Here is a 19,570-nt window from a genome sequence, read left to right as displayed (position 1 = left end):
ACCACGATGGCAGACACCAACCTCGATCGATCCGCAGAAACACAGCAAGCGGAAGCGCAGGAAGCCGACGCATCCGGCGAGTTCCAGCGGCTCTTGCAAAAGGCGTTTCGTCCGCGTTCGGACAAGGCGCGCGAAGCGGTGGAAAGCGCCGTGCGCACGCTCGCGGAGCAAGCGCTGCTCGATACGCATCGCGTCTCCGACGATGCGCTCTCGACTATCGAGGCGCTGATTGCGCGCATCGATGAAAAGCTCAGCGCGCAGATCAACGTGATCCTGCACGCGGAGCCCTTCCAGAAACTCGAAAGCGCATGGCGCGGCCTGCATTACCTCGTCACCAATACCGAGAGCGACGAGAGCCTCAAGCTGCGCGTGATGAACATATCGAAGGCGGATCTGCATCGGTCGCTGCGCAAGTACAAGGGCGTTGCGTGGGATCAGAGTCCGCTCTTCAAGCGGCTCTACGAAGAGGAATACGGCCAGTTCGGCGGCGAGCCGTACGGCGCGCTGGTGGCCGATTACTACTTCGACAACAGCGCCCCCGACGTGGACTTCCTCACGCAGATTGGGCGGATTTCAGCGGCGGCGCATGCGCCGTTCATCGCGGGCGCCGATCCCGCGGTGATGCTGATGGACTCGTGGCAGGAGCTGGCGAATCCGCGCGATCTGACGAAGATCTTCCAGACGCCCGAGCATGCCGCGTGGCGCTCGCTGCGCGACTCCGAGGACTCGCGCTACATCGGTCTCGCGATGCCGCGCTTTCTCGCGCGCACGCCGTACGGCGCGAAGACGAGCCCGGTCGAGGAATTCGACTTCGAGGAAGACACCGCGGGCACCGACGCATCGAAATACGCATGGTCGAACGCCGCGTATGCAATGGCCGCCAACATCAACCGCTCGTTCAAGAACTGGGGCTGGTGCTCGCGCATTCGCGGCGTCGAGTCGGGCGGTGCGGTGGAGAACCTGCCGGTCCACGCGTTTCCGACCGACGACGGGGGCGTGGACATGAAGTGCCCGACCGAAATCGCCATCAGCGACCGGCGCGAGGCCGAGCTCGCGAAGAACGGCTTCATGCCGCTCGTGCACAAGAAGAACTCCGACTTCGCGGCTTTCATCGGCGCGCAGTCGCTCAACAAGCCGATCGAATACGAAGACCCGGACGCGACCGCAAACGCGAATCTCGCCGCGCGTCTGCCGTATCTGTTCGCGTGCAGCCGCTTTGCGCACTACCTCAAGTGCATCGCGCGCGACAAGCTCGGCAGCTTCAAGGAAAAGGACGACATGCAGCGCTGGCTGCAGGACTGGATTCTCCAGTACGTCGACGGCGATCCCGCCAACTCGTCCGAAGAGACCAAGGCGCGCCGGCCGCTCGCCGCGGCGGAAGTCGTGGTGGAAGAGGTGGAGGGCAATCCTGGCTATTGCACGTCGAAGTTCTTTCTGCGCCCGCACTACCAGCTCGAAGGACTCACCGTGTCGTTGCGGCTCGTCTCCAAGCTGCCGTCTGCGAAAGCGGCCTGAAGCACCTGATTGATTCACGCGTCATCCAACACTCATCGATAAGGAAACGTCATGGCAGTCGATATTTTTCTGAAGCTGGACACGGTCAAGGGCGAATCGCTCGATTCGAAGCACAAGGACGAGATCGACGTGCTCTCGTGGAGCTGGGGCCTGTCGCAATCGGGCACGATGCACCTCGGCACGGGCGGCGGCGGCGGCAAGGTCGCGGTGCACGATCTCTCGGTCACGAAGTACACGGATCGCGCGACGCCCTCGATCATCACCGCATGCTCGACCGGCAAGCACTTCCCGACCGGCAAGCTGACCGTGCGCAAGGCGGGCGGCACCAAGCCGCTCGAGTACTACACGATCGAGCTGGAGAAGGTGCTCGTCACGAACTACTCGACGGGCGGCTCGGACGGCGAGGACCGCTTCACCGAAACGGTGACGCTCAACTTCGAGAAGTTCCACGTCACGTATCAGCAGCAGGACCCCACCACCGGTTCGGCGCAAGGCGGCGTGGTCGAAAGCAAGTGGAACATCCCCGCCAACGCGACCGCGTGAGCCGGCCATGCGCATGAGACAAGCGGATCGCCTTCAGCCCTCGCTGCTCGATCGTCTAACCGATCACGCACCCGACGCCACGCGCGAAGGACGCGAGCAGCGGGCCGGCTCGGCGCGCGCGCAACGCACGAGCGTGATGCGCGATCTCGGCTGGCTGCTCAATGCGCAGGGCATCGCATCGGCGCAGGACATCGCGCGCTATCCGTGCGTGGCGGATTCGGTGCTCAACTTCGGCTTCGCGGATCTCGCGGGCAAGAGCGCGTCGAATCTCGACGTCGCGCGCATCGAACGAATGATGATGGACGCCATCGGTGCGTTCGAGCCGCGCATCGTGCCGGGAACGTTGCGCGTGCGCGCGATCCGGTCCGATGACGCGGCCATTCAGCACAACGCGCTCGCGTTCATGATCGAAGGCGATCTGCATGCGCATCCGGTTCCGGAGCGGCTCTACCTGCGCACCGAACTGGATCTCGAAGCCGGCAAGGCCAACGTGTACGAAGGGACGTTGCAGCGATGAATCCCGATCTCCTCCAGTACTACAGCCGCGAATTGCAGCACGTCCGCGAAATGGGCGGCGAGTTCGCGAAGGCGTTCCCGAAGATCGCGGGACGGCTCGGTCTCGAAGGCTTCGACTGCGCCGATCCGTATGTCGAGCGTTTGCTCGAAGGCTTCGGCTTTCTGGCGGCGCGCGTGCAGATGAAGATCGACGCGGAGTTTCCGCGCTTCACGCAACATCTGGCCGAGCTCGTGTATCCGCATTACCTCGCGCCGACGCCCGCCATGACCGTCGTGCAGGTGCAGCCCGACATGACGCATCCCGCGCTGGCGGAGGGCGTCGCGGTGCCGCGCGGCACGGCCCTTCATGGCAGGCTCGACGGCGAGCGCTCCACCCGTTGCGAGTTTCGCACCGCGCATGCGCTGACCTTGTCGCCCATCGAACTGGTGGAGGCGCGGCTCTTCACGCATAGCGGTGCGTTGCAGGGCGTGCAGGCGCCGCTGCCGCGCGGCGTGAAAGCGGCCTTGCGCATGAAGTTGCGCGCGATCGGCGAGCGCAAGATCCGCGACATCGCGTTCGATCATCTGCCGATCCATCTGCGCGGCAACGACGGCATCGCCGCGAAGCTCTATGAATTGCTGATCGGCTCGACGCTCGGCATCGCCACGCGCGATGCGGTGCTGCCGTCATGGTCCTTGCGTCCGCTCGGCTTCTCCGATGACGAAGCGCTCCTGCCCGTGAGCGAGCAATCGTTTCCGGGCTACCGCTTGCTGCAGGAGTATTTCGGGTGCCCGCAGCGCTTCATGTTCGTCGGCATCGACGGCCTTCGTGCGCATTTCGCGCGCTGCGACAGCAACGAGATCGAGCTGATCGTGCTGCTCTCGAAAGCCGATGTCGCGCTCGAACAACTCGTCGATCATGCCAACTTTGCGCTGCATTGCACGCCCGCTATCAATCTGTTTGCGCGGCGCGCGGATCGCATTGCGGTGACAGGTGAGCAGTTCGAGCATCACGTCGTCGTGGATCGCACGCGGCCGCGCGACTTCGAGGTGTATCGCGTGCAGGGCGTGACGGGCCATCGTGCGGGCGGCGGCGCGGAGATCGCGTTTGAACCGTTCTATCGCATGCGCGATCTCGGCGCCGACGATGCCGATGCCGCGTTCTATCAAGTGCGGCGCGAAAAGCGTCTGCCGTCCGCGCGCGAGGAGGAGCGTGGCGCGCGTTCGTCGTACGCGGGCAGTGAAACATGGATCGCGCTGGTGGACACGCGTGAAGCGCCGTACGCGGACGATCTGCATCAACTCGGCATCAGCGTGCTGTGCACCAATCGCGACCTGACGATCACGATGCCGCTCGGACGCGGCGAGACCGACTTCACGCTGGAACTGGAAGCGCCCGTGTCGAGCGTGCGATGCGTCGCGCCGCCGAGCCGCCCGTTGCCTTCGCATGCGCAAGGCGCGGTTGCGTGGCGCTTGCTGAGCCATCTGTCGCTCAACTACGCATCGCTCGTCGACGATCGCGACGGCAGCGGCGCACGCGCCATGCGCGATCTGCTCGCGCTCTATGCGCCCGAAGGCGATAGCGCGGCGGCAAGACAGATCGAAGGCCTGCGCTCGATCCGCTCGCGCGCCGTCACGCGCCGGCTGCCGTCGCGCGGACCGATCGTGTTCGGACGCGGCCTCGCGCTCGACGTGCTGCTGGACGAAAGCGGCTTCGAAGGCGCGAGCGCGTTTTTGTTCGGCGCGGTGCTCGCGCGCTTCTTCGAGCAATACGTGTCGCTGAATTCCTTCACCGAAACCATCGTGTCGTCGACCAGGCGCGGTGAGATCATGCGCTGGGCGCCGGGGAGCGGGCAATGCCGGACGCTGTGACGCTCTTCGAACGCTTCTCGGCCGACGCCAACCGCTTCGACTTCTTCCAGGCGGTGCGGCTCGTCGAATGCGCGCATCCGATGCTGCCGCGCATGGGCGCGTCGATGCGTCCGCGCGATGACGCGGTGCGCTTCGCTCAGGAGCCGGAGCTGATCTTTTTCCCGACGACGCTCCAGCACTTCACGAACACGCAAGAGACCGCGCCGAAGCTCGCCGTCAACTTTTTCGGCCTGCTCGGCCCGAACGGCCCGATGCCCACGCATCTGACCGAATACGTGCGGGATCGCGCGCGCAATGCGGGCGATCCGACCTTCGCGCGCTTTCTCGATGTGTTCCATCACCGCATGGCGTCGCTGTTCTATCGCGCGTGGGCGGCGGGGCAGCCCGTCGTGAGTCTCGATCGCGATGACGACGACCGTATGTCCGGTTATGTCGGCAGCGTCTTCGGCCTCAACGAAGCGTCATTGCGCGATCGCGATTCCGTGCCCGATTTCGCCAAGCTGCATTTCGCCGGCCTGCTCGCGGGACCGACGCGCCACGCCGCCGGATTGCGGCTCGTGCTGGCGCGTTACTTCGGCTTGCCGGTGCGGATCGCGCAGAACGTCGGGCACTGGATGGACCTGCCCGCGCGCTCGCTGACACGCCTCGGCGCACGCGATGAAAGCGCGCGCATGGGCGTCGGCACGACGCTCGGCGCGCGCGTGTTCGATCGTCAGCACAAGTTCCGCGTCGTGCTCGGCCCGCTTTCGATGCGCGATTACGAGCGTTTCCTGCCGGACGGCGCGAGCCTCACGCGTCTCGTCGACTGGGTTCGTCTCTACGTGCGCGATCCGCTCGACTGGGACGTGAACCTGCAATTGCAGCGCGCGGACGTGCCGTGTCTCACGCTCGGGCGGCATCGGCGTCTCGGCTACACGACGTGGCTGCACGCGCGCGACGCCACGCACGACGCCACGCAACTCACGCTGCGTCCGCTCGCCTCATCTCACGCAAAGGACTAGATCAATGGCAGACATCAGCCGCGCCGTCATGTTCGGCAAACTCGACACGCTCAGCTTCCGCGCGATGGAAAGCGCGACCACGTTCTGCCGTTTGCGCGGCAATCCGTATGTCGAGGTCGCGCACTGGCTGCATCAGGTGTTGCAGTTGCCCGACTCGGATCTGCATCGCGTGATCCGGCATGCTGGAATCGAGCCCGCCGTGCTCGCGCGCGATCTGACCGAGGCGCTCGACCGCCTGCCGCGCGGGGCGTCGTCCGTCACGGATATTTCGTCGCAACTGGAGGAAGCCGTCGAGCGCGGCTGGGTACATGCGTCGCTGCTCTTCGATGCGCAAAAGGTGCGCAGCGCGCATGTGCTCGTCGGTATGTTGCAAACGCCGGCGTTGCGCAATGCGTTGCGCGGCATCTCGCGCGAGTTCGACCGTGTGAAGGCTAACGACCTGATCGACGCCTTCGCCGACGTGTTCGACGGCTCGCCGGGAGCATCGGGCGCGCTCGCGCAAGAGCATGCGCCAGCGAGCGCCGCAACGTATCGCACGGACGACGCCTTGCAGCGCTTCACCGTCGATCTCACGGAAGACGCGCGTTCCGGCAAGCTCGATCCGGTCGTCGGCCGCGACGAGGAAATCCGCCAGGTCGTCGACATCCTCATGCGCCGCCGTCAGAACAACCCGATTCTCACGGGCGAGGCGGGCGTCGGCAAGACTGCGGTGGTGGAAGGACTCGCGTTGCGCATCGTGGCGGGCGACGTGCCCCCCGCGTTGCGCCACGTGAGCCTGCGCACGCTCGACGTCGCGCTGTTGCAGGCGGGCGCCAGCATGAAAGGCGAATTCGAAGCGCGCCTGCGTCAGGTGCTGGAAGCGGTGCAGACGGCGGACAAACCCGTGATTCTCTTCATCGACGAAGCGCACACGCTGGTCGGCGCGGGCGGCGCGGCGGGCACCGGCGACGCGGCCAATCTGCTCAAGCCGGCGCTCGCGCGCGGCGCCGTGCGCACCATCGCGGCGACGACGTGGTCGGAGTATCGGCGGCACATCGAGAAAGATCCGGCGCTCACGCGGCGCTTTCAGGTCGTGCAGGTGCGCGAACCCGACGAAGCGCGCGCCGTCGCGATGATGCGCGGCGTCGCGTCCGCGCTCGAAGCGCATCACGGCGTGCAGATTCTCGACGAAGCGATCGAGGCCGCGGTGACGCTCTCGCATCGCTATCTGCCCGCGCGGCAGTTGCCCGACAAATCCGTCAGCCTGCTCGATACCGCGTGCGCCCGCGTCGCGGTGAGCCAGCACGCGACGCCGCCCGCCGTCGACGACGCGCAACGCCGTATCGAAGCGCTCGACACGGAGCTCGAAGTCATCGTGCGCGAGGCGGCCATCGGCATCGATACGGCGGAGCGTCATGCGGCGGCGTCGGCGGCGCTGGAGCAGGCGCGTACGGGCCTTGCCGAACTGGAAGCACGCTGGCGCATCGAGCGCGACATGGTGCGGGACATCCTCGCGCGCCGCAATGCGCTGCGCGAGAACGCGCCCGACGCCGATCTCGGCGCACTGCGCGAACGCCAGGCCCGGCTTGCCGAGCATCAGGGCGAAGCGCCGTTGATCCTGCCGGGCGTCGATCGTCACGCGGTCGCCGCGGTCGTGCAGGACTGGACGGGCGTGCCCGTGCTCAACATGCTGAAGAACGAGATCGGCAACGTGTTGCATCTGGACGAACTGCTCGATCGCCGCATCATCGGTCAGCAGCACGCCACACGCATGATCGCGCGGCGCGTGCAGACCTCGCGCGCCGGCCTGGACGATCCGGACAAGCCCGTCGGCGTGTTTCTGCTCGCGGGGACATCGGGCGTCGGCAAGACGGAAACGGCGCTGGCGCTCGCCGAGGCGCTATACGGCGGCGAGCAGAATCTCATCACCATCAACATGAGCGAGTATCAGGAAGCGCATACGGTGTCGCTCCTGAAGGGCGCGCCGCCGGGTTATGTGGGCTTCGGGGAGGGCGGCGTGCTGACCGAGGCGGTGCGCCGCCGTCCGCATAGCGTCGTGCTGCTCGATGAAGTCGAGAAGGCCCATCCCGACGTGCACGAACTGTTCTTTCAGGTCTTCGACAAAGGCCGCATGGACGACAGCGAAGGGCGCTCCATCGACTTTCGCAACACGCTGATCCTGCTGACGACCAACGCGGGCACCGAATGCATCGCCGAACTGTGCCGCGATCCGCGCGCGCCCGCGCCGATGGACGTGATCGAACGCGAACTGCATGCGCAGTTGCTGCGCACGTTCCCGCCCGCGCTGCTCGGACGCATGGTGACGATTCCCTATTACCCGCTCTCCGACACCATGCTGCAAGCGATCATCCGCCTGCAACTGCAACGCGTGAGCGAGCGCGTGAAGAGCACGCATCGCGTGCCGTTCACCTATGACGATGACGTCGTCGCGCAGATCGCATTGCGCTGCACGCGGCTCGAAAGCGGCGGCCGCATGATCGACGCGATTCTCACCAACAGCGTGCTGCCGCGCATCAGCACGGAGTATCTGTCGCGCGTGATGGACGGCAAGACGCTGGCGCGTGTGCACGTGGGCATCGCCGGCGAGGAGTTCAGCTATGCCTTCGACTGAGCGCCACGTCCGCATGCGCTGCGCGCCGCTCGGCGACGATGCCGTGTTCATGCGCATGTCCGCGAGCGAAGCGCTCGGACGTCTGAGCCGCTTCGAGATCGCGTTTCTCTCGACGCGCAACGACATCGATCCGGGCACGGCGCTCGGGCACAACCTGTCCGTCACGCTCGATTACCCGGCGGGCGGCTCGCGCGAGTTCAACGGCATCGTAACGACGCTGCGTCTGCTGATTCCCGGCGACACCACGAAGAACCGCATGGCGCGTTACGAGGCCGTCGTGCATCCGCGAATGTGGCTGCTCACGCGCGCGATGCACCGGCGCTTCTTTTATCAGCGCACGGTGCCGCAGATCGTGTCGAAGGTGCTCGAATCGTACGACATCGATTTTCGTAACGCGTGCACCGCGAGCTATGCGCCGCTCGATCATTGCGTGCAGTATCGCGAAACCGATTTCGACTTCGTCAGCCGACTGATGGAGCGCGAAGGCATCCACTATTTCTTCGAGCACGGGGGCGGCAAACACACGCTCGTGCTCGCGGATTCGGGCGCGGTGCATCGTCCCATCGCGCATTACGAAACCGTGCCGTTTCAGGCGTGGGATGGACCGGAGCAGGACGAGGAATGCGTGTATCGATGGGTCTCGGGCGCGACGCTCGAAACCGGCCGCTACGAAGTCAACGACTACGACTTCGAGAAGGCGCAAGTCAGCAACAGCGAAGGGCTCGTGTCGCGCGCGACGCGCAGCGCGCCTTACGATCCGCCGCGCTATCTGATGCAGGAGCATCTGACCGGGCATCTCAAAGCGGGCGACGGCGAGCGTCTCGCGCGCATCAACGTCGAGATTCACCGCACGCGCAACGACGCGATCGAAGGTCGCGCCACCGCGCGCGGCATCGCGGCGGGCGGCCTGTTCCGCCTTCGGGATCATCCGGGCAGCAAGCAGAACCGGCAGTATCTGGTGACCGAGAATCACGCGGAGGTCGTATCGGATGCCTACGTTTCGTCGAACGATCCGACGCAGCCGATCTTCGATTGCAGCTTCAGGGCCATTCGCAGCGACAACACGTTCCGCTCGCCGCGCACGACGCCCGCTCCGCGCGTCGCGGGTCCGCAGACGGCGGTCGTCATCGGCCCGCCCGGTGAAGAGATTCTCACCGACCAGTATGGCCGCGTGAAAGTGCGGTTCCACTGGGAACAGCTCACGCAGACCGACAGCGCCGGTCCGCTCGATCGCTGCTGGGTGCGCGTCGCGCAGGGTTGGGCGAACCGGCGCTGGGGCGCGATGGTCCTGCCGCGCATCGGACAGGAAGTGCTGGTCGAGTTCATCGAAGGTGACCCGGACCGACCCGTCATCACCGGCGCGGTCTACAACTCGACCAACATGCCGCCGTACGAACTGCCCGCGCAGAGCGCGGTGTCCACGTTCAAGAGCCAGTCCACCAAGGGCGGCAACGGCTACAACGAAGTGCGCTTCGACGACAGCAAGGGCGGCGAGCAGATGTTCTTCCACGCCGAGCGCGATCACGAAACCTGGATCAAGCACGACGCGCTGATGAGCGTTTCGGGCGAGCGCCACGTGAGCATCGGCGGCGGCGAATTCCGCGCGACGCGAGGGGCCCGCAACGATTCCGTCATGGGCGACAGCACTTCGCGCGTGCTCGGCCGCGTATCGGCGGCGAGCATGACGACGCACGACCAGTTCGTCGGCGAGGCGTATTCGCTCGACGCGGGCGCGGCCGTGCGCATCAAGGCGGGCGCGGCGGTGGAGATCGAGGCGAGCGCGACCATCGCGTTGCGCGCGGGGGCGTCGTACATCCTGATCGGTCCGGAGACCATCGAGATGTCGAGCTTCCCGATTCCGCTCGGCCCGGGCGTGCCGCCGGTGCCCCTCGCCGTTCCCCCCGCGCCGCCGGCGCCGCCCCGCGATGCCGACGACGGCACGCGCGGTGGCCGCAAATAGGAGAGCACGATGACTTTGACGCTGACAGTGCAGGGCAAGGATAGCGACCTGCCGCGCACGGTGGACATCGAGGAAAGCGCCACCATCGGCCGCGCGCCGGATTGCACGCTGGTGCTGGACGATGCGCAACGCGGCATCTCACGCATTCAGGCGCGCATCGAGCGGCGCGGCGACGCGTATGTGCTCGTCGATGCGGGCAGCAATCCGACGCTGCTGAACGACGAGGCGCTGGACGGGTCGCGCGAGGCGGCCTTGGCGCACGAGGACCGCATCAGAATCGGGGCTTACACGCTGGTCGTATCGACGCAAACCGGGCACGCGATCGACCAGACGCTGATGACGCAACCCGCGCCGCACACGCTGCCGCCCGTCGCGAGCCTGCCGGAGACGCCGGAATTCGAGGCGCCGCCATCCGCGCCGCTCATCCCCGACGACTGGAACGCGCCGCACGATCGCTCGATGCAGCGGGCGAAGCCTGTGCAGAAGGAAGACGACTCACCGTTCACGCCCGATCCGCTCGCGGCGAGCCCGCTCTTGCGCGAGCCGGGAGACTTCGGCGGCGAGGCGAATCAGGCGCTGATGGACGCGCTGAGCGCGGGCGATCCGTTGCGCGATGCGGGCGCAGGCGGCAAACGCCGTGCGGCCGAGCCGTCGCGCAGTCTCGAGCACGTGTCGCCGGAGCGCGCGATGTCGGCGATCCCCGAGCCTGCACATGACGAACCGGCCGATACGCGCAGTGCTTCGAGCGCTCCCTCTGCGGACATGCGAAGCGCGGCGCGTCACGACGCGAATCCGCGCAAGCCGCCGCAATCGCACGAGCGCGACGACACGCTCGGCGCGCTGATCCAGGGCCTCGGTATCGATCCCGCCGATGTCGCGCACATCGGCGCAACGGACCTCGCGCGCCTCGCCGGCTCGATGCTGCGCGAGGCCACGCAAGGCACGATGTCCGTCCTCCGTGCCCGCGCGCTGACCAAACGCGAGGGCCGCATGGCGATGACGATGATCGAGGAGCGGGACAACAACCCGCTCAAGTTCTTCCCCGATGCCGACCGCGCATTGACGCAAATGCTCGGCGCACGCGGGCGTGGCTATCTCCCGCCGCAAGAAGCCCTGCGCGCCGCGTTCAGCGACATCCAGGCGCACGAACTCGCGCTCATCGCCGGCATGCGCGCCGCGCTCGACGAAGCGATGGCGCGCATGGACCCCGCCGTGATCGAACGCTCGCTCGATGCGCCGAGCCGTCTCGACGCCATCGTCGGCAATCACAAGGCGCGGCTGTGGCAACGCTTCGTCAAGACCTGGGATCAGGTGTCGCGCGATGCGGGCGACGACTTCCAGCAACGCATCGGCGAACCGTTCGGCCGTGCGTATCAGGCGCAGCTCGACGCGCTGCAATCCCGCAAAGGCTGAGTCACATCATGTACTGGAACAACAAGGTCATCTGGTCGGAGGGCATGTTCCTCCAGCCGCAACATCTCCAGCAGCACGACCGTCATGTCGAAGCGCTGCTCGAAGGCCGCGCGGGCGGTTTGCGCCCCTATGCGTGGGGCTTCACGAAGCTGGAAATCGACGAGGCATTGCTCAAGCTCGGCAAGCTCGCGTTGCGCGCGGCTTCGGGCGTGCTGCCCGACGGCACGCCGTTCGACCTGCCCGCCGGCGACGATCTGCCCGAGCCGCTCGACATTCCCGAGAACGCGGCGAATGTCACGGTGATGCTCGCGCTGCCGGTGCGCCGTCCGGGTGCGCCGGAATCGGGCGGCGACGAACACGCCGACGATCTCGCGCGCTATCGCGCGGGCGACTTCGAAGTCCACGACAGCAACGACGCCGATGCGCTCCCGACGCTCCTGCAAGTGGGCAAGCTGCGTCTGCGCCTCGCGCTCGCGCCGGATGTCGCGCATGCGCACGCCTGCGCGGGCGTGGCGCATGTGGTCGAACGCAGAAGCGACGGCCGCGTCGTGCTCGACGACGACTACTGCGCGCCGTGCCTCGATTATCGCGTCGCGGGAAGGCTCGCGCGTTTCTCGACGGAGCTGGGCGGTCTGTTGCAGCAGCGCGGCGAAGCCCTCGCGGGACGGCTCGCGCAGCCCGAGGGCGCGGGAATGGCCGAGATCGCGGATTTTCTGCTGCTGCAGATCGTCAATCGCGCGCAACCGCTGATCGCGCATTTCGGCGCGATCAGCGGGCTGCACCCCGAGGCGTTCTACCGGACGTGCGTTGCGCTGGCGGGCGAGCTCGCCACCTTCAGCCAGGCCGGACGAAGACCGCCCTCGTTTCCCGCGTACCGGCATGAACGGCTGAAGGAGAGTTTCGAGCCGGTCATCGTCGCGTTGCGGCTCGCGTTGTCCCGCGTGGCCGATCCGCAGGTCGTGTCGATTCCGATCGAGGAACGCCGCTATGGCCTGCGCGTCGCGCTCGTCAACGACCGCTCGCTGTTCGGCGGCGCGACCTTCGTGCTCGCGGTGCGCGCGAACGTGCCGACCGACGCGCTGCTCTCCGCGTTCGGCAGTCAGGTCAAGATCGGCAGCATCGAAAAAATCCGCGATCTCGTGAATCTGCAGTTGCCGGGCATCGCGCTGCGCGCGCTCGCGGTCGCGCCGCGCCAGTTGCCGTTCCACGCGGGCTACAGCTACTTCGAACTCGACGACAGGAACGAAGCGTGGTCTTCGCTCGCATCGTCGGCGGGCATGGCGCTGCACGTCGCGGGCGAATTCCCCGGTCTCGCGATGGAGCTCTGGGCCATTCGTCATCAAGTCAATGAAGCGGGTCGATGAAGCCGTGCCGCTCAAAGGAAGTCTTCCCATGACCAACGAATCCAATCCGCCGCTCGACGACGCAGCGTTCCTCGATGCGGCGCGCACCATCCGCATGCCGACGCCGGGCCGCAAGCGCGAGCGTATTGCCGAATCCGAGCCGAATCGGAAAACGCCGAACGTGGAAGCGCTCGCGCCGCTCGACGCATCGATCGCGGCGCGCAATCCACTGCTGCGCGCGGCCAATCCGTTGCTCGAACTCGCGCTGCCGCTGCGGCGTCTCGCGAGTCACCCGGACCTCGACGCCTTGCGCACGCAGTTGATCCGGATGGTGCGCAAGTTCGAAGCCGATGGCCGCGCGTTCGGCGTGCCCGATGCGCGGCTCGGCCCGGCGCGCTATTGCCTGTGCACCTTCATCGACGAAGCCATCGCGGCGACGCCCTGGGGCGCGGGCGTGTGGGGCCGTCGCAGCCTGCTCGTCACGTTTCACAACGAGGCGTCGGGCGGCGAGCGGCTGTTCGTGATCCTGCAACGGCTGGCCCAGACGCCGGCGGTCGATATCGACATGCTCGAACTGATCTATGTGATGCTCGCGCTCGGCTTCGACGGGCGTTATCGCCTCATCGAAGGCGGCAAGCGGCAGCTCGACGAGATCCGCGAACGGCTCGAACAGATGATCCGCGCGCAACGCGGCGCGGCGGAGCGCGCGCTCTCGCCGCACTGGCGGCCCGCCGAACGCGAACGCAAACGGCTGCTCGGTTTTCTGCCGCTGTGGGTCGCGCTGGCGCTCGCGGCCGTCGTGCTGATGACGGCGAGCCTCGTGCTCGGGCTGCGCATCAACGCGTTCTCCGATCCGGTGTTCGCCGCGATGCGTTCGATTCGCGTCGCGCCCGCGCCGGTACTTGCCGCGAAGACGCAGGCGGCGCCCAAGCTCGCGTCCGCGCTGAGCGGCTTTCTCGCGCCGGAGATCGCGCAAGGGCTCGTCACGGTCGGCGAGTCGGCGGACCGCACGAGCGTCACCCTCAACAACACCGCGAGCGGCACGCAGATTTTCGCGTCCGGCAGCGCCGATCTCGATGCGCATTTCGTGCCGCTCGTACAACGCATCGGCGAGGCATTGCGCGACAAGCCGGGCAATGTCGTCGTGATCGGGCATACGGACGACCAGCGCATCGTGTCGGCGCGCTTTGCGTCGAACGTCGCGCTGTCGCAGGCGCGCGCGGACACCGTGCGCGCGATGCTCGCCGCGAAGCTGCCCGATCCGGCGCGCATCACCGCGGAAGGACGCGGCGACACGGAGCCGGTCGCATCGAACGGCGACGCCGCCGGGCGCGCGCGCAATCGCCGCGTGACCATCGACATTCTTTCGCCGGGAGCCGCGCCATGAAGTGGATCGATGCCTTGAAGAAGCCTGCCGTCGTCTCGTTCGCGGGCGTGCTCGCGCTGGCGGCGCTCGTGTGGTTCTACGGGCCGCTCGTCGCGTTCGACGGCCGCGCGCCGCTGGAGCGTCCCGCGCACCGCTGGCTCGCCGTCGCGCTCGTCTTCGCGTGCTGGGCGCTCTATTGGGGCGTGCGTGTCGCGAAGACGCGCATTGCCGGATCGCAGTTCGTGCAGGGCCTCGTCGCGGACGCGCTCGACCCCGCCAGACGCGCGCCCGACCCCGCGCGCAAGGCCGCCGACGCCGATCTCGTCGCGCTGCGCACGCGCTTCGAGGACGCGCTGAAGACGCTGCGCGAGACCCATGGCGCATCGGGACGAGGCGTGCGCGCGTGGCTTCCGTGGCTTTCGCCGCGCCGCGAGACGCTCTACGATCTGCCGTGGTACATGTTCGTCGGCGCGCCCGGCGCGGGCAAGACCACCGCGCTCGCGCACTCGGGCCTGCGCTTTCCGCTCGCGGACCGGCTCGGCGCGCAGGCCGTGAGCGGCGTCGGCGGCACGCGCAATTGCGACTGGTGGTTCACGGACGACGCCGTGCTGCTCGACACGGCAGGTCGCTTCACGACGCAAGACAGCCACGAACGAGCCGACCGTGGCGCGTGGCTCGGCTTTCTCGGCCTGCTGCGCAAGTATCGTCCGCGCCGTCCGCTCGACGGCGTGATGGCGGTCGTATCCGCCGCCGATCTGCTGCAACAGTCCGACGAGGCGCGCGCCGCGCATGCGGTGACGATCCGTGAGCGTCTTGCCGAATTGAACCACGAGCTCGGCGTGCGCCTGCCGGTGTACGTGATCGTCACCAAGAGCGACATGCTCGCGGGCTTCTCCGAATACTTCGACGACTTCGGCCGCGACGAGCGCGAGCAAGTGTGGGGCGTGACATTCCCGCTCGCATCGGAGACGAACGCGCCCGAAGGCGATACGCCGATCGCGCGTTTTCCCGCCGAGTTCCGCCTGCTGCATGGGCAATTGCAGGACCGCGTGCTGCAGCGCATGCAGCAGGAAACCGACGTGCGCCGCCGCGCGCTGATCTACTCGTTTCCGCAGCAGTTCGCGGGTATCGAGCACGCGTTGCAGCGTTTTCTCGAAGACGCGTTCGGCGACTCGCGATTCGCGCGCGCCGCGTTGCTGCGCGGCGTCTACTTCACGAGCGGCACGCAGAGCGGCCGTCCGCTCGACCGCATGATGAGCGCGATGGCCGCCACGCTCGGCCTGCGCCGCGAAGTCGTGATGGCGGATGCATCGAGCGGGCGCGCGTACTTCGTCAAGCGCTTGCTGCGCGACGTGATCTTCGCGGAGCAGGGCATCGCGGGCAGCGATCCGCGTGCAGAGCGGCGGCGTTCGCGCATGCAGCGAGCGGCGATCGGCGCGATCGGCGTGCTGCTGGCGGCGGGTCTGATCGGCCTCGTCGCGAGCGATCGCGCGAACCGCCGTTTCGTCGATGAAAGCCGTCAGCAGATTGCCGCGGTCGCGCAGCGCGCGAAGCAGACCAGCGCGGGCGATACGCCGCTCGCGGTGCTGCCGCTGCTCGACGCGGCGCGCGAATTGCCCGGCGGCGAAGCGGAGCGCGTCTCGCGCGATGCGCCGTGGTGGACGAGCCTCGGTCTCGATCAGCGCGAAAAGCTCGGCCTGGAGGCGCAGCGTCTGTATGAGCGTCTCTTGCGGCAGACCTTGCTGCCGGTGGTCGTGCAGCGCATGGAGGATCAGTTGCGCCACGCCAATGCGGAAGATCCCGCCACGCTCTACGAATCGCTGCGCGCGTATCTGATGCTCGGCGATCCGTCGCATTTCGATCCGGACGCGTTGCAGGTCTGGGCAATGCGCACATGGCGCGACGGCTCCATGAAAAACGCCAGCGACACGCAGCGCGCGAACGTCGAACGTCATTTGCAGGCGCTGTTCCGGCGCGGTCAGTTCGATTCGAACCTGCCGCTCGATCAAAGCCTGATCGCGCAGGCGCGCGCCGTCCTCGATCGCGTGCCGCTCGCGCAGCGGCTCGACGGACGCATCCGGCAGCAGCTCGCGCAGCAGCGTTTGCCGGCGTTCAGCGTCGCGAAGGCGGCGGGGCCGAGCGGGCAGATCGTATTCGTGAGAAAGAGCGGCGCGCCGCTCACGCAGGGCATCGACGGGGCCTATACGCGTGAAGGCTTCGAGGCGTTCGCGCGGCTGCGCGAAGGCGCGCTCGCCAATCTCACGAAGGATGACTGGGTGCTGGGCAACGGACAGTCGCGCGAGGATCCACAGAATGCGCAGAACGCCGACACGCTGCGCGCCGCGCTCACGAGGCTCTACAGCGAGGAAGCCATTCGCGAGTGGGATGCGCTGCTCGCGGATATCGGCGTCGTGCCGTTCACCGCGCCGGACGAGGGCGCGCGTGTCGCCAATCTGCTCGGCTCGCCGAATTCGCCGCTGCGCGCGCTGATTCAGGCCATCGCGCGCGAGACGACTCTAACGCCGCCTGCCGCGCAGCCCGGCAAGCTCGATACGATCAAGCAGAGCATAGGCGTCGATACGGATCGGCCCGCCGCGCCCACGCTCGTCGATACGCACTTTCAGGCGCTGCACGATCTTGCGGGCGCACCGCTCGACGACATCATCAATGCGCTGAAAGATGCGGCATCGACCTTGCAGGCGGAAGACACCGCGCGCAAGCAGTCGCTGCCGCTGCCCGCCACAGGTCCGCTCGATCGTCTCAAGCTGATGTCGCAGAACGCGCCCGCGCCGGTCGCGGCGGTGCTGCAAGGCGTCGCGGGCAACGCCGATACCGTGCAGATCCAGAGCCAGCGCGCGCAGTTGCAGTCGCTGTGGGCGTCGACGGTCGCGCCCGCGTGCAGGCAGGCGCTCGACGGCCGCTATCCGCTCGCGAAGAACTCGACGCGCGATGCCGCGCCCGACGACTTCGCGCGCGTGCTCGCGCCGGGCGGCCTGATCGACGCGTTCTTTCAGAAGAACCTGCAGAACCGCATCGACACGTCGGGCGCGGTGTGGAAATGGCGTCCGGAAGCGAAGGCGCTCGGTATTCCCGACGATGTCCCCGTGCAGTTCCAGCGCGCGGCGATGCTGCGCGATGCGCTGTTTCGCGACGGCGGGCGCGACGTCTCCGTGCGCTTCTCGGCCAAAGTGGCGTCGCTCGATCCGTCGGTGAAGCGCTTCATGCTCGATGTCGACGGCACGCAGCTCACCGCGTCGAGCGACGCGCCGAACGCCACCGCCGCGTTCCAGTGGCCGAGCGGCAAGGGCACGGGGCAGGCGCACGTCGAGCTCGATCCCGCGAACGGCGCGACGCCGCGCGCGGACGGACCGTGGGCGCTGTTTCGTCTCTTCGACAATGTGCGCATTCAGCAGGCCGGTCAGCCCGACCACTTCACGGCATCGTTCGATGGCGGCAAGGTCGCGCTCGCGCTCGTCGCCGGCAGCGTGAACAACCCGTTCCGCGCGGGCGTGCTCAATGCCTTTCGTTGCCCGGCTTCGCTATGAACGTGAGAGATCGAATCGGCGCGGGCTTTTATGGAAAGGTGCGCACGCATGGGGATTTCGTCGGTCGCGGCCTGTCCGATGTATTCGTCGAACGCTGGGACGCGTGGCTGCAACACGGCTTGCTCGCCGCGCGCAAACGTCATCCGGACGACTGGCTCGAACGCTATCTCGCGATGCCCGTGTGGCGCTTTTGCGCGAGTGCTTCCGTCGTGGATGAATGTGCGTGCGCGGGCGTGCTCATGCCGGGCATCGATGCCGTGGGGCGCTATTTTCCGTTCGTGATCGCGCAACGCATCGACGGCGAATCGCGCCCGGGCGCTTCATCGTGGCACGACGAAGCCTGCGCGCTCGCGCTCTCGACGCTCGCGCCGTCGTTTTCGCTCACCGTATTCGAGAAGCAACTAACCGTCTTGCGCACGCAACCCTTTTACTCGGTGCATTACGACGGCGGCAGCGCATGGTGGACAGGGCGAGACGAGACGCATGTGCACGAAGGCGCGCTCGATGCGGGTCTCTTCCTGCATCTGCTCGACGATGCGGATTAATCGCCCTCGATGCTCCCTTCGATGTCCCATTCGCGCCGCAACGCTTCGCGATGCTGCTGCGGCACCGCATCCAGCAGACGCGCATAGAAGGTCGGCAGATCGTTCGCGTTCGCGGCCGCGCGACGCGCGACGATACGCGCGATCGGACCGAGATACGACGTGAGACGCGCTGCGGCCTCGCTCACGCTTTCGGTGCTGATCTTCTGCGCTGCAATCGAACGCGATGAGCCGGCGGCGGAGCGCATCAGGAACGCATCGAAATCGCGGCGTGCGTCGTCGTTGGGCAAGTGCGCGGCGAGGCGTTCGCGCAACGTGTCGATATCCGGGGCATTGGCGCACGCGCGCCGCATCAGCAGCGATGCAACCGGTCCGACGTGGCTCGCCAGGCGTTTCTCCAGTTGCTCGATCAACGCGTGCGGCAGCGGGGCGGAAGCGGGCGGCGCATCGAGCGTCGCGCTCGGGAGGGCATGAGCGAGCACGGTGCGTTCGGCGTCGTCGTGCGCATAGGCGGCGAGCGCGGCAAGCAGCGCGTCGCGCCATTCGCGCGCCGAGCGATAGCGCGCATCGGGGCGCTTCGCCATGCCCCTCATCACCAGCTCGTCGACGCAAGCAGGCAAATCCGGCGCGATCGTCGTCGGCGCGGGCGGCGTGTCGTCGAGAATCTTGCGCATCACCGCGCCCGGCGTTCCCGAAAACGGGCAGACGCCCGTGAGCATCTCGTAGAGCACGACGGCGGCGGAGAAAAGATCCGAGCGCGCATCGAGCGCATCGCCGGTGAACTGCTCCGGCGACATGTAGCTCGGCGTGCCGAGCAGCGTGCCCGTCTGCGTGAGCGCCGACGTATCGAGATGCGCGATGCCGAAGTCCGCGATCTTGCATTCGCCGCGCGGCGCGATCAGCAGATTGGCCGGCTTGATGTCGCGATGGACGATGCCCGCATCGTGCGCGTAATCGAGCGCGTCGAGCAGTTGCGCGAACCAGCGCAGCGCGCTCATCGCATCCTTCGCGTTCATGCGCGTTCCCGCGCGCGCCTGTTGCGCCAGGCGCGCGGCGAGGCTTGCGCCGCGCACGTATTCCATCGTGATGAACGCGATGTCGCCGGCCTCGCCGTAATCGTAGATCGCGACGATGTTCGGATGCACGAGACGCCCCGCCGCGCGCGCTTCGTTCAGAAAACGCGCGGTCAGCTCGTGCGCGGCGGCATCGTCCTTCGATTCGCGATGGATCGTCTTGATCGCCACGCGCCGCTCGATGCGCGGATCGAACGCCAGATAGACGACGCCCATCGCGCCGCGCCCGAGCACGCGCTCGACGACGTAGCGGCCGAGCGTCGCGGGTACGTCGCCGGTGGAGGACATCGG

General features: G+C 67.2%; 13 protein-coding genes. 12 read left to right on the top strand and 1 reads right to left on the bottom strand.

Features of this window, described 5'->3' with window-relative positions:
- The first annotated feature begins 6 nt into the window (after positions 1 to 6).
- Genes tssC through tagF form a run of 12 tightly spaced genes read left to right on the top strand, consistent with a single transcriptional unit; the run spans position 7 to position 18,209 of the window.
- Positions 7 to 1,515: a type VI secretion system contractile sheath large subunit gene (gene tssC, locus NCS28_RS28310; protein ID WP_250517088.1), complete on the top strand. Its 1,509-nt coding sequence runs from the start codon at positions 7 to 9 to the stop codon at positions 1,513 to 1,515.
- A gap of 51 nt (positions 1,516 to 1,566) precedes the next feature.
- Entirely contained in the window at positions 1,567 to 2,058 is a 492-nt protein-coding gene (locus tag NCS28_RS28305; RefSeq protein ID WP_250517087.1) for an Hcp family type VI secretion system effector, read from the top strand.
- Positions 2,059 to 2,065: 7 nt separating this feature from the next.
- Positions 2,066 to 2,575 carry a type VI secretion system baseplate subunit TssE gene (gene tssE / locus NCS28_RS28300; RefSeq protein WP_250517086.1) on the top strand — a complete coding sequence of 170 codons (510 nt, stop codon included), beginning with the start codon at positions 2,066 to 2,068 and terminating at the stop codon, positions 2,573 to 2,575.
- On the top strand, positions 2,572 to 4,425 hold the full coding sequence (tssF, locus tag NCS28_RS28295) for a type VI secretion system baseplate subunit TssF (protein ID WP_250517085.1): 1,854 nt from the start codon (positions 2,572 to 2,574) through the stop codon (positions 4,423 to 4,425). Before tssE ends, tssF begins: the two co-directional genes overlap by 4 nt.
- Positions 4,410 to 5,426, top strand: coding sequence for a type VI secretion system baseplate subunit TssG (gene tssG / locus NCS28_RS28290; protein ID WP_250517084.1), 1,017 nt, complete (start codon positions 4,410 to 4,412; stop codon positions 5,424 to 5,426). The genes tssF and tssG overlap by 16 nt, the downstream gene beginning before the upstream one ends.
- 4 nt (positions 5,427 to 5,430) lie before the next feature.
- Positions 5,431 to 8,037 (top strand): type VI secretion system ATPase TssH, encoded by a 2,607-nt coding sequence (gene tssH, locus NCS28_RS28285; RefSeq protein WP_250517083.1) that lies wholly within the window; start codon positions 5,431 to 5,433, stop codon positions 8,035 to 8,037.
- Positions 8,024 to 9,997, top strand: a complete 1,974-nt coding sequence (locus tag NCS28_RS28280; protein WP_250517082.1) for a type VI secretion system Vgr family protein — start codon at positions 8,024 to 8,026, stop codon at positions 9,995 to 9,997. The genes tssH and NCS28_RS28280 overlap by 14 nt, the downstream gene beginning before the upstream one ends.
- A 9-nt stretch (positions 9,998 to 10,006) precedes the next feature.
- A complete protein-coding gene (gene tagH, locus NCS28_RS28275) occupies positions 10,007 to 11,410 on the top strand; it encodes a type VI secretion system-associated FHA domain protein TagH (RefSeq protein ID WP_250517081.1) in 1,404 nt (467 codons plus the stop codon).
- 8 nt (positions 11,411 to 11,418) lie between these two features.
- On the top strand, positions 11,419 to 12,774 hold the full coding sequence (tssK, locus tag NCS28_RS28270; protein ID WP_250517080.1) for a type VI secretion system baseplate subunit TssK: 1,356 nt from the start codon (positions 11,419 to 11,421) through the stop codon (positions 12,772 to 12,774).
- Between the two features lie 28 nt (positions 12,775 to 12,802).
- The gene (gene tssL / locus NCS28_RS28265) at positions 12,803 to 14,140 is read left to right on the top strand and encodes a type VI secretion system protein TssL, long form (RefSeq protein ID WP_250517079.1); all 1,338 of its coding nucleotides are present in this window, start codon (positions 12,803 to 12,805) and stop codon (positions 14,138 to 14,140) included.
- On the top strand, positions 14,137 to 17,664 hold the full coding sequence (tssM, locus tag NCS28_RS28260) for a type VI secretion system membrane subunit TssM (RefSeq protein ID WP_250517078.1): 3,528 nt from the start codon (positions 14,137 to 14,139) through the stop codon (positions 17,662 to 17,664). The genes tssL and tssM overlap by 4 nt, the downstream gene beginning before the upstream one ends.
- Entirely contained in the window at positions 17,661 to 18,209 is a 549-nt protein-coding gene (gene tagF, locus NCS28_RS28255) for a type VI secretion system-associated protein TagF (RefSeq protein WP_250517077.1), read from the top strand. Before tssM ends, tagF begins: the two co-directional genes overlap by 4 nt.
- Here tagF and NCS28_RS28250 read toward each other — a convergent pair.
- A complete protein-coding gene (locus NCS28_RS28250) occupies positions 18,206 to 19,567 on the bottom strand; it encodes a serine/threonine-protein kinase (protein ID WP_250517076.1) in 1,362 nt (453 codons plus the stop codon). The two genes, tagF and NCS28_RS28250, sit on opposite strands and share 4 nt — an antisense overlap.
- Positions 19,568 to 19,570 lie beyond the last annotated feature (3 nt).

The organism is Caballeronia sp. INDeC2, from assembly GCF_023631325.1.
In the GTDB taxonomy this organism is placed as follows: Bacteria; Pseudomonadota; Gammaproteobacteria; order Burkholderiales; family Burkholderiaceae; genus Caballeronia.
This window is presented reverse-complemented; position numbering and strand designations above follow the sequence as displayed.

Bases quoted from the DNA above. Each gene is read 5' to 3' on its own strand.
- tssG (WP_250517084.1), top strand. From the start codon at position 4,410: ATGCCGGACGCTGTGACGCTCTTCGAACGCTTCTCGGCCGACGCCAAC.
- NCS28_RS28305 (WP_250517087.1), top strand. From the start codon at position 1,567: ATGGCAGTCGATATTTTTCTGAAGCTGGACACGGTCAAGGGCGAATCG.
- tagF (WP_250517077.1), top strand. From the start codon at position 17,661: ATGAACGTGAGAGATCGAATCGGCGCGGGCTTTTATGGAAAGGTGCGC.
- tssE (WP_250517086.1), top strand. From the start codon at position 2,066: ATGCGCATGAGACAAGCGGATCGCCTTCAGCCCTCGCTGCTCGATCGT.
- NCS28_RS28280 (WP_250517082.1), top strand. From the start codon at position 8,024: ATGCCTTCGACTGAGCGCCACGTCCGCATGCGCTGCGCGCCGCTCGGC.
- tssK (WP_250517080.1), top strand. From the start codon at position 11,419: ATGTACTGGAACAACAAGGTCATCTGGTCGGAGGGCATGTTCCTCCAG.
- NCS28_RS28250 (WP_250517076.1), bottom strand. From the start codon at position 19,567: ATGTCCTCCACCGGCGACGTACCCGCGACGCTCGGCCGCTACGTCGTC.
- tssC (WP_250517088.1), top strand. From the start codon at position 7: ATGGCAGACACCAACCTCGATCGATCCGCAGAAACACAGCAAGCGGAA.
- tssM (WP_250517078.1), top strand. From the start codon at position 14,137: ATGAAGTGGATCGATGCCTTGAAGAAGCCTGCCGTCGTCTCGTTCGCG.
- tssF (WP_250517085.1), top strand. From the start codon at position 2,572: ATGAATCCCGATCTCCTCCAGTACTACAGCCGCGAATTGCAGCACGTC.
- tssL (WP_250517079.1), top strand. From the start codon at position 12,803: ATGACCAACGAATCCAATCCGCCGCTCGACGACGCAGCGTTCCTCGAT.
- tssH (WP_250517083.1), top strand. From the start codon at position 5,431: ATGGCAGACATCAGCCGCGCCGTCATGTTCGGCAAACTCGACACGCTC.
- tagH (WP_250517081.1), top strand. From the start codon at position 10,007: ATGACTTTGACGCTGACAGTGCAGGGCAAGGATAGCGACCTGCCGCGC.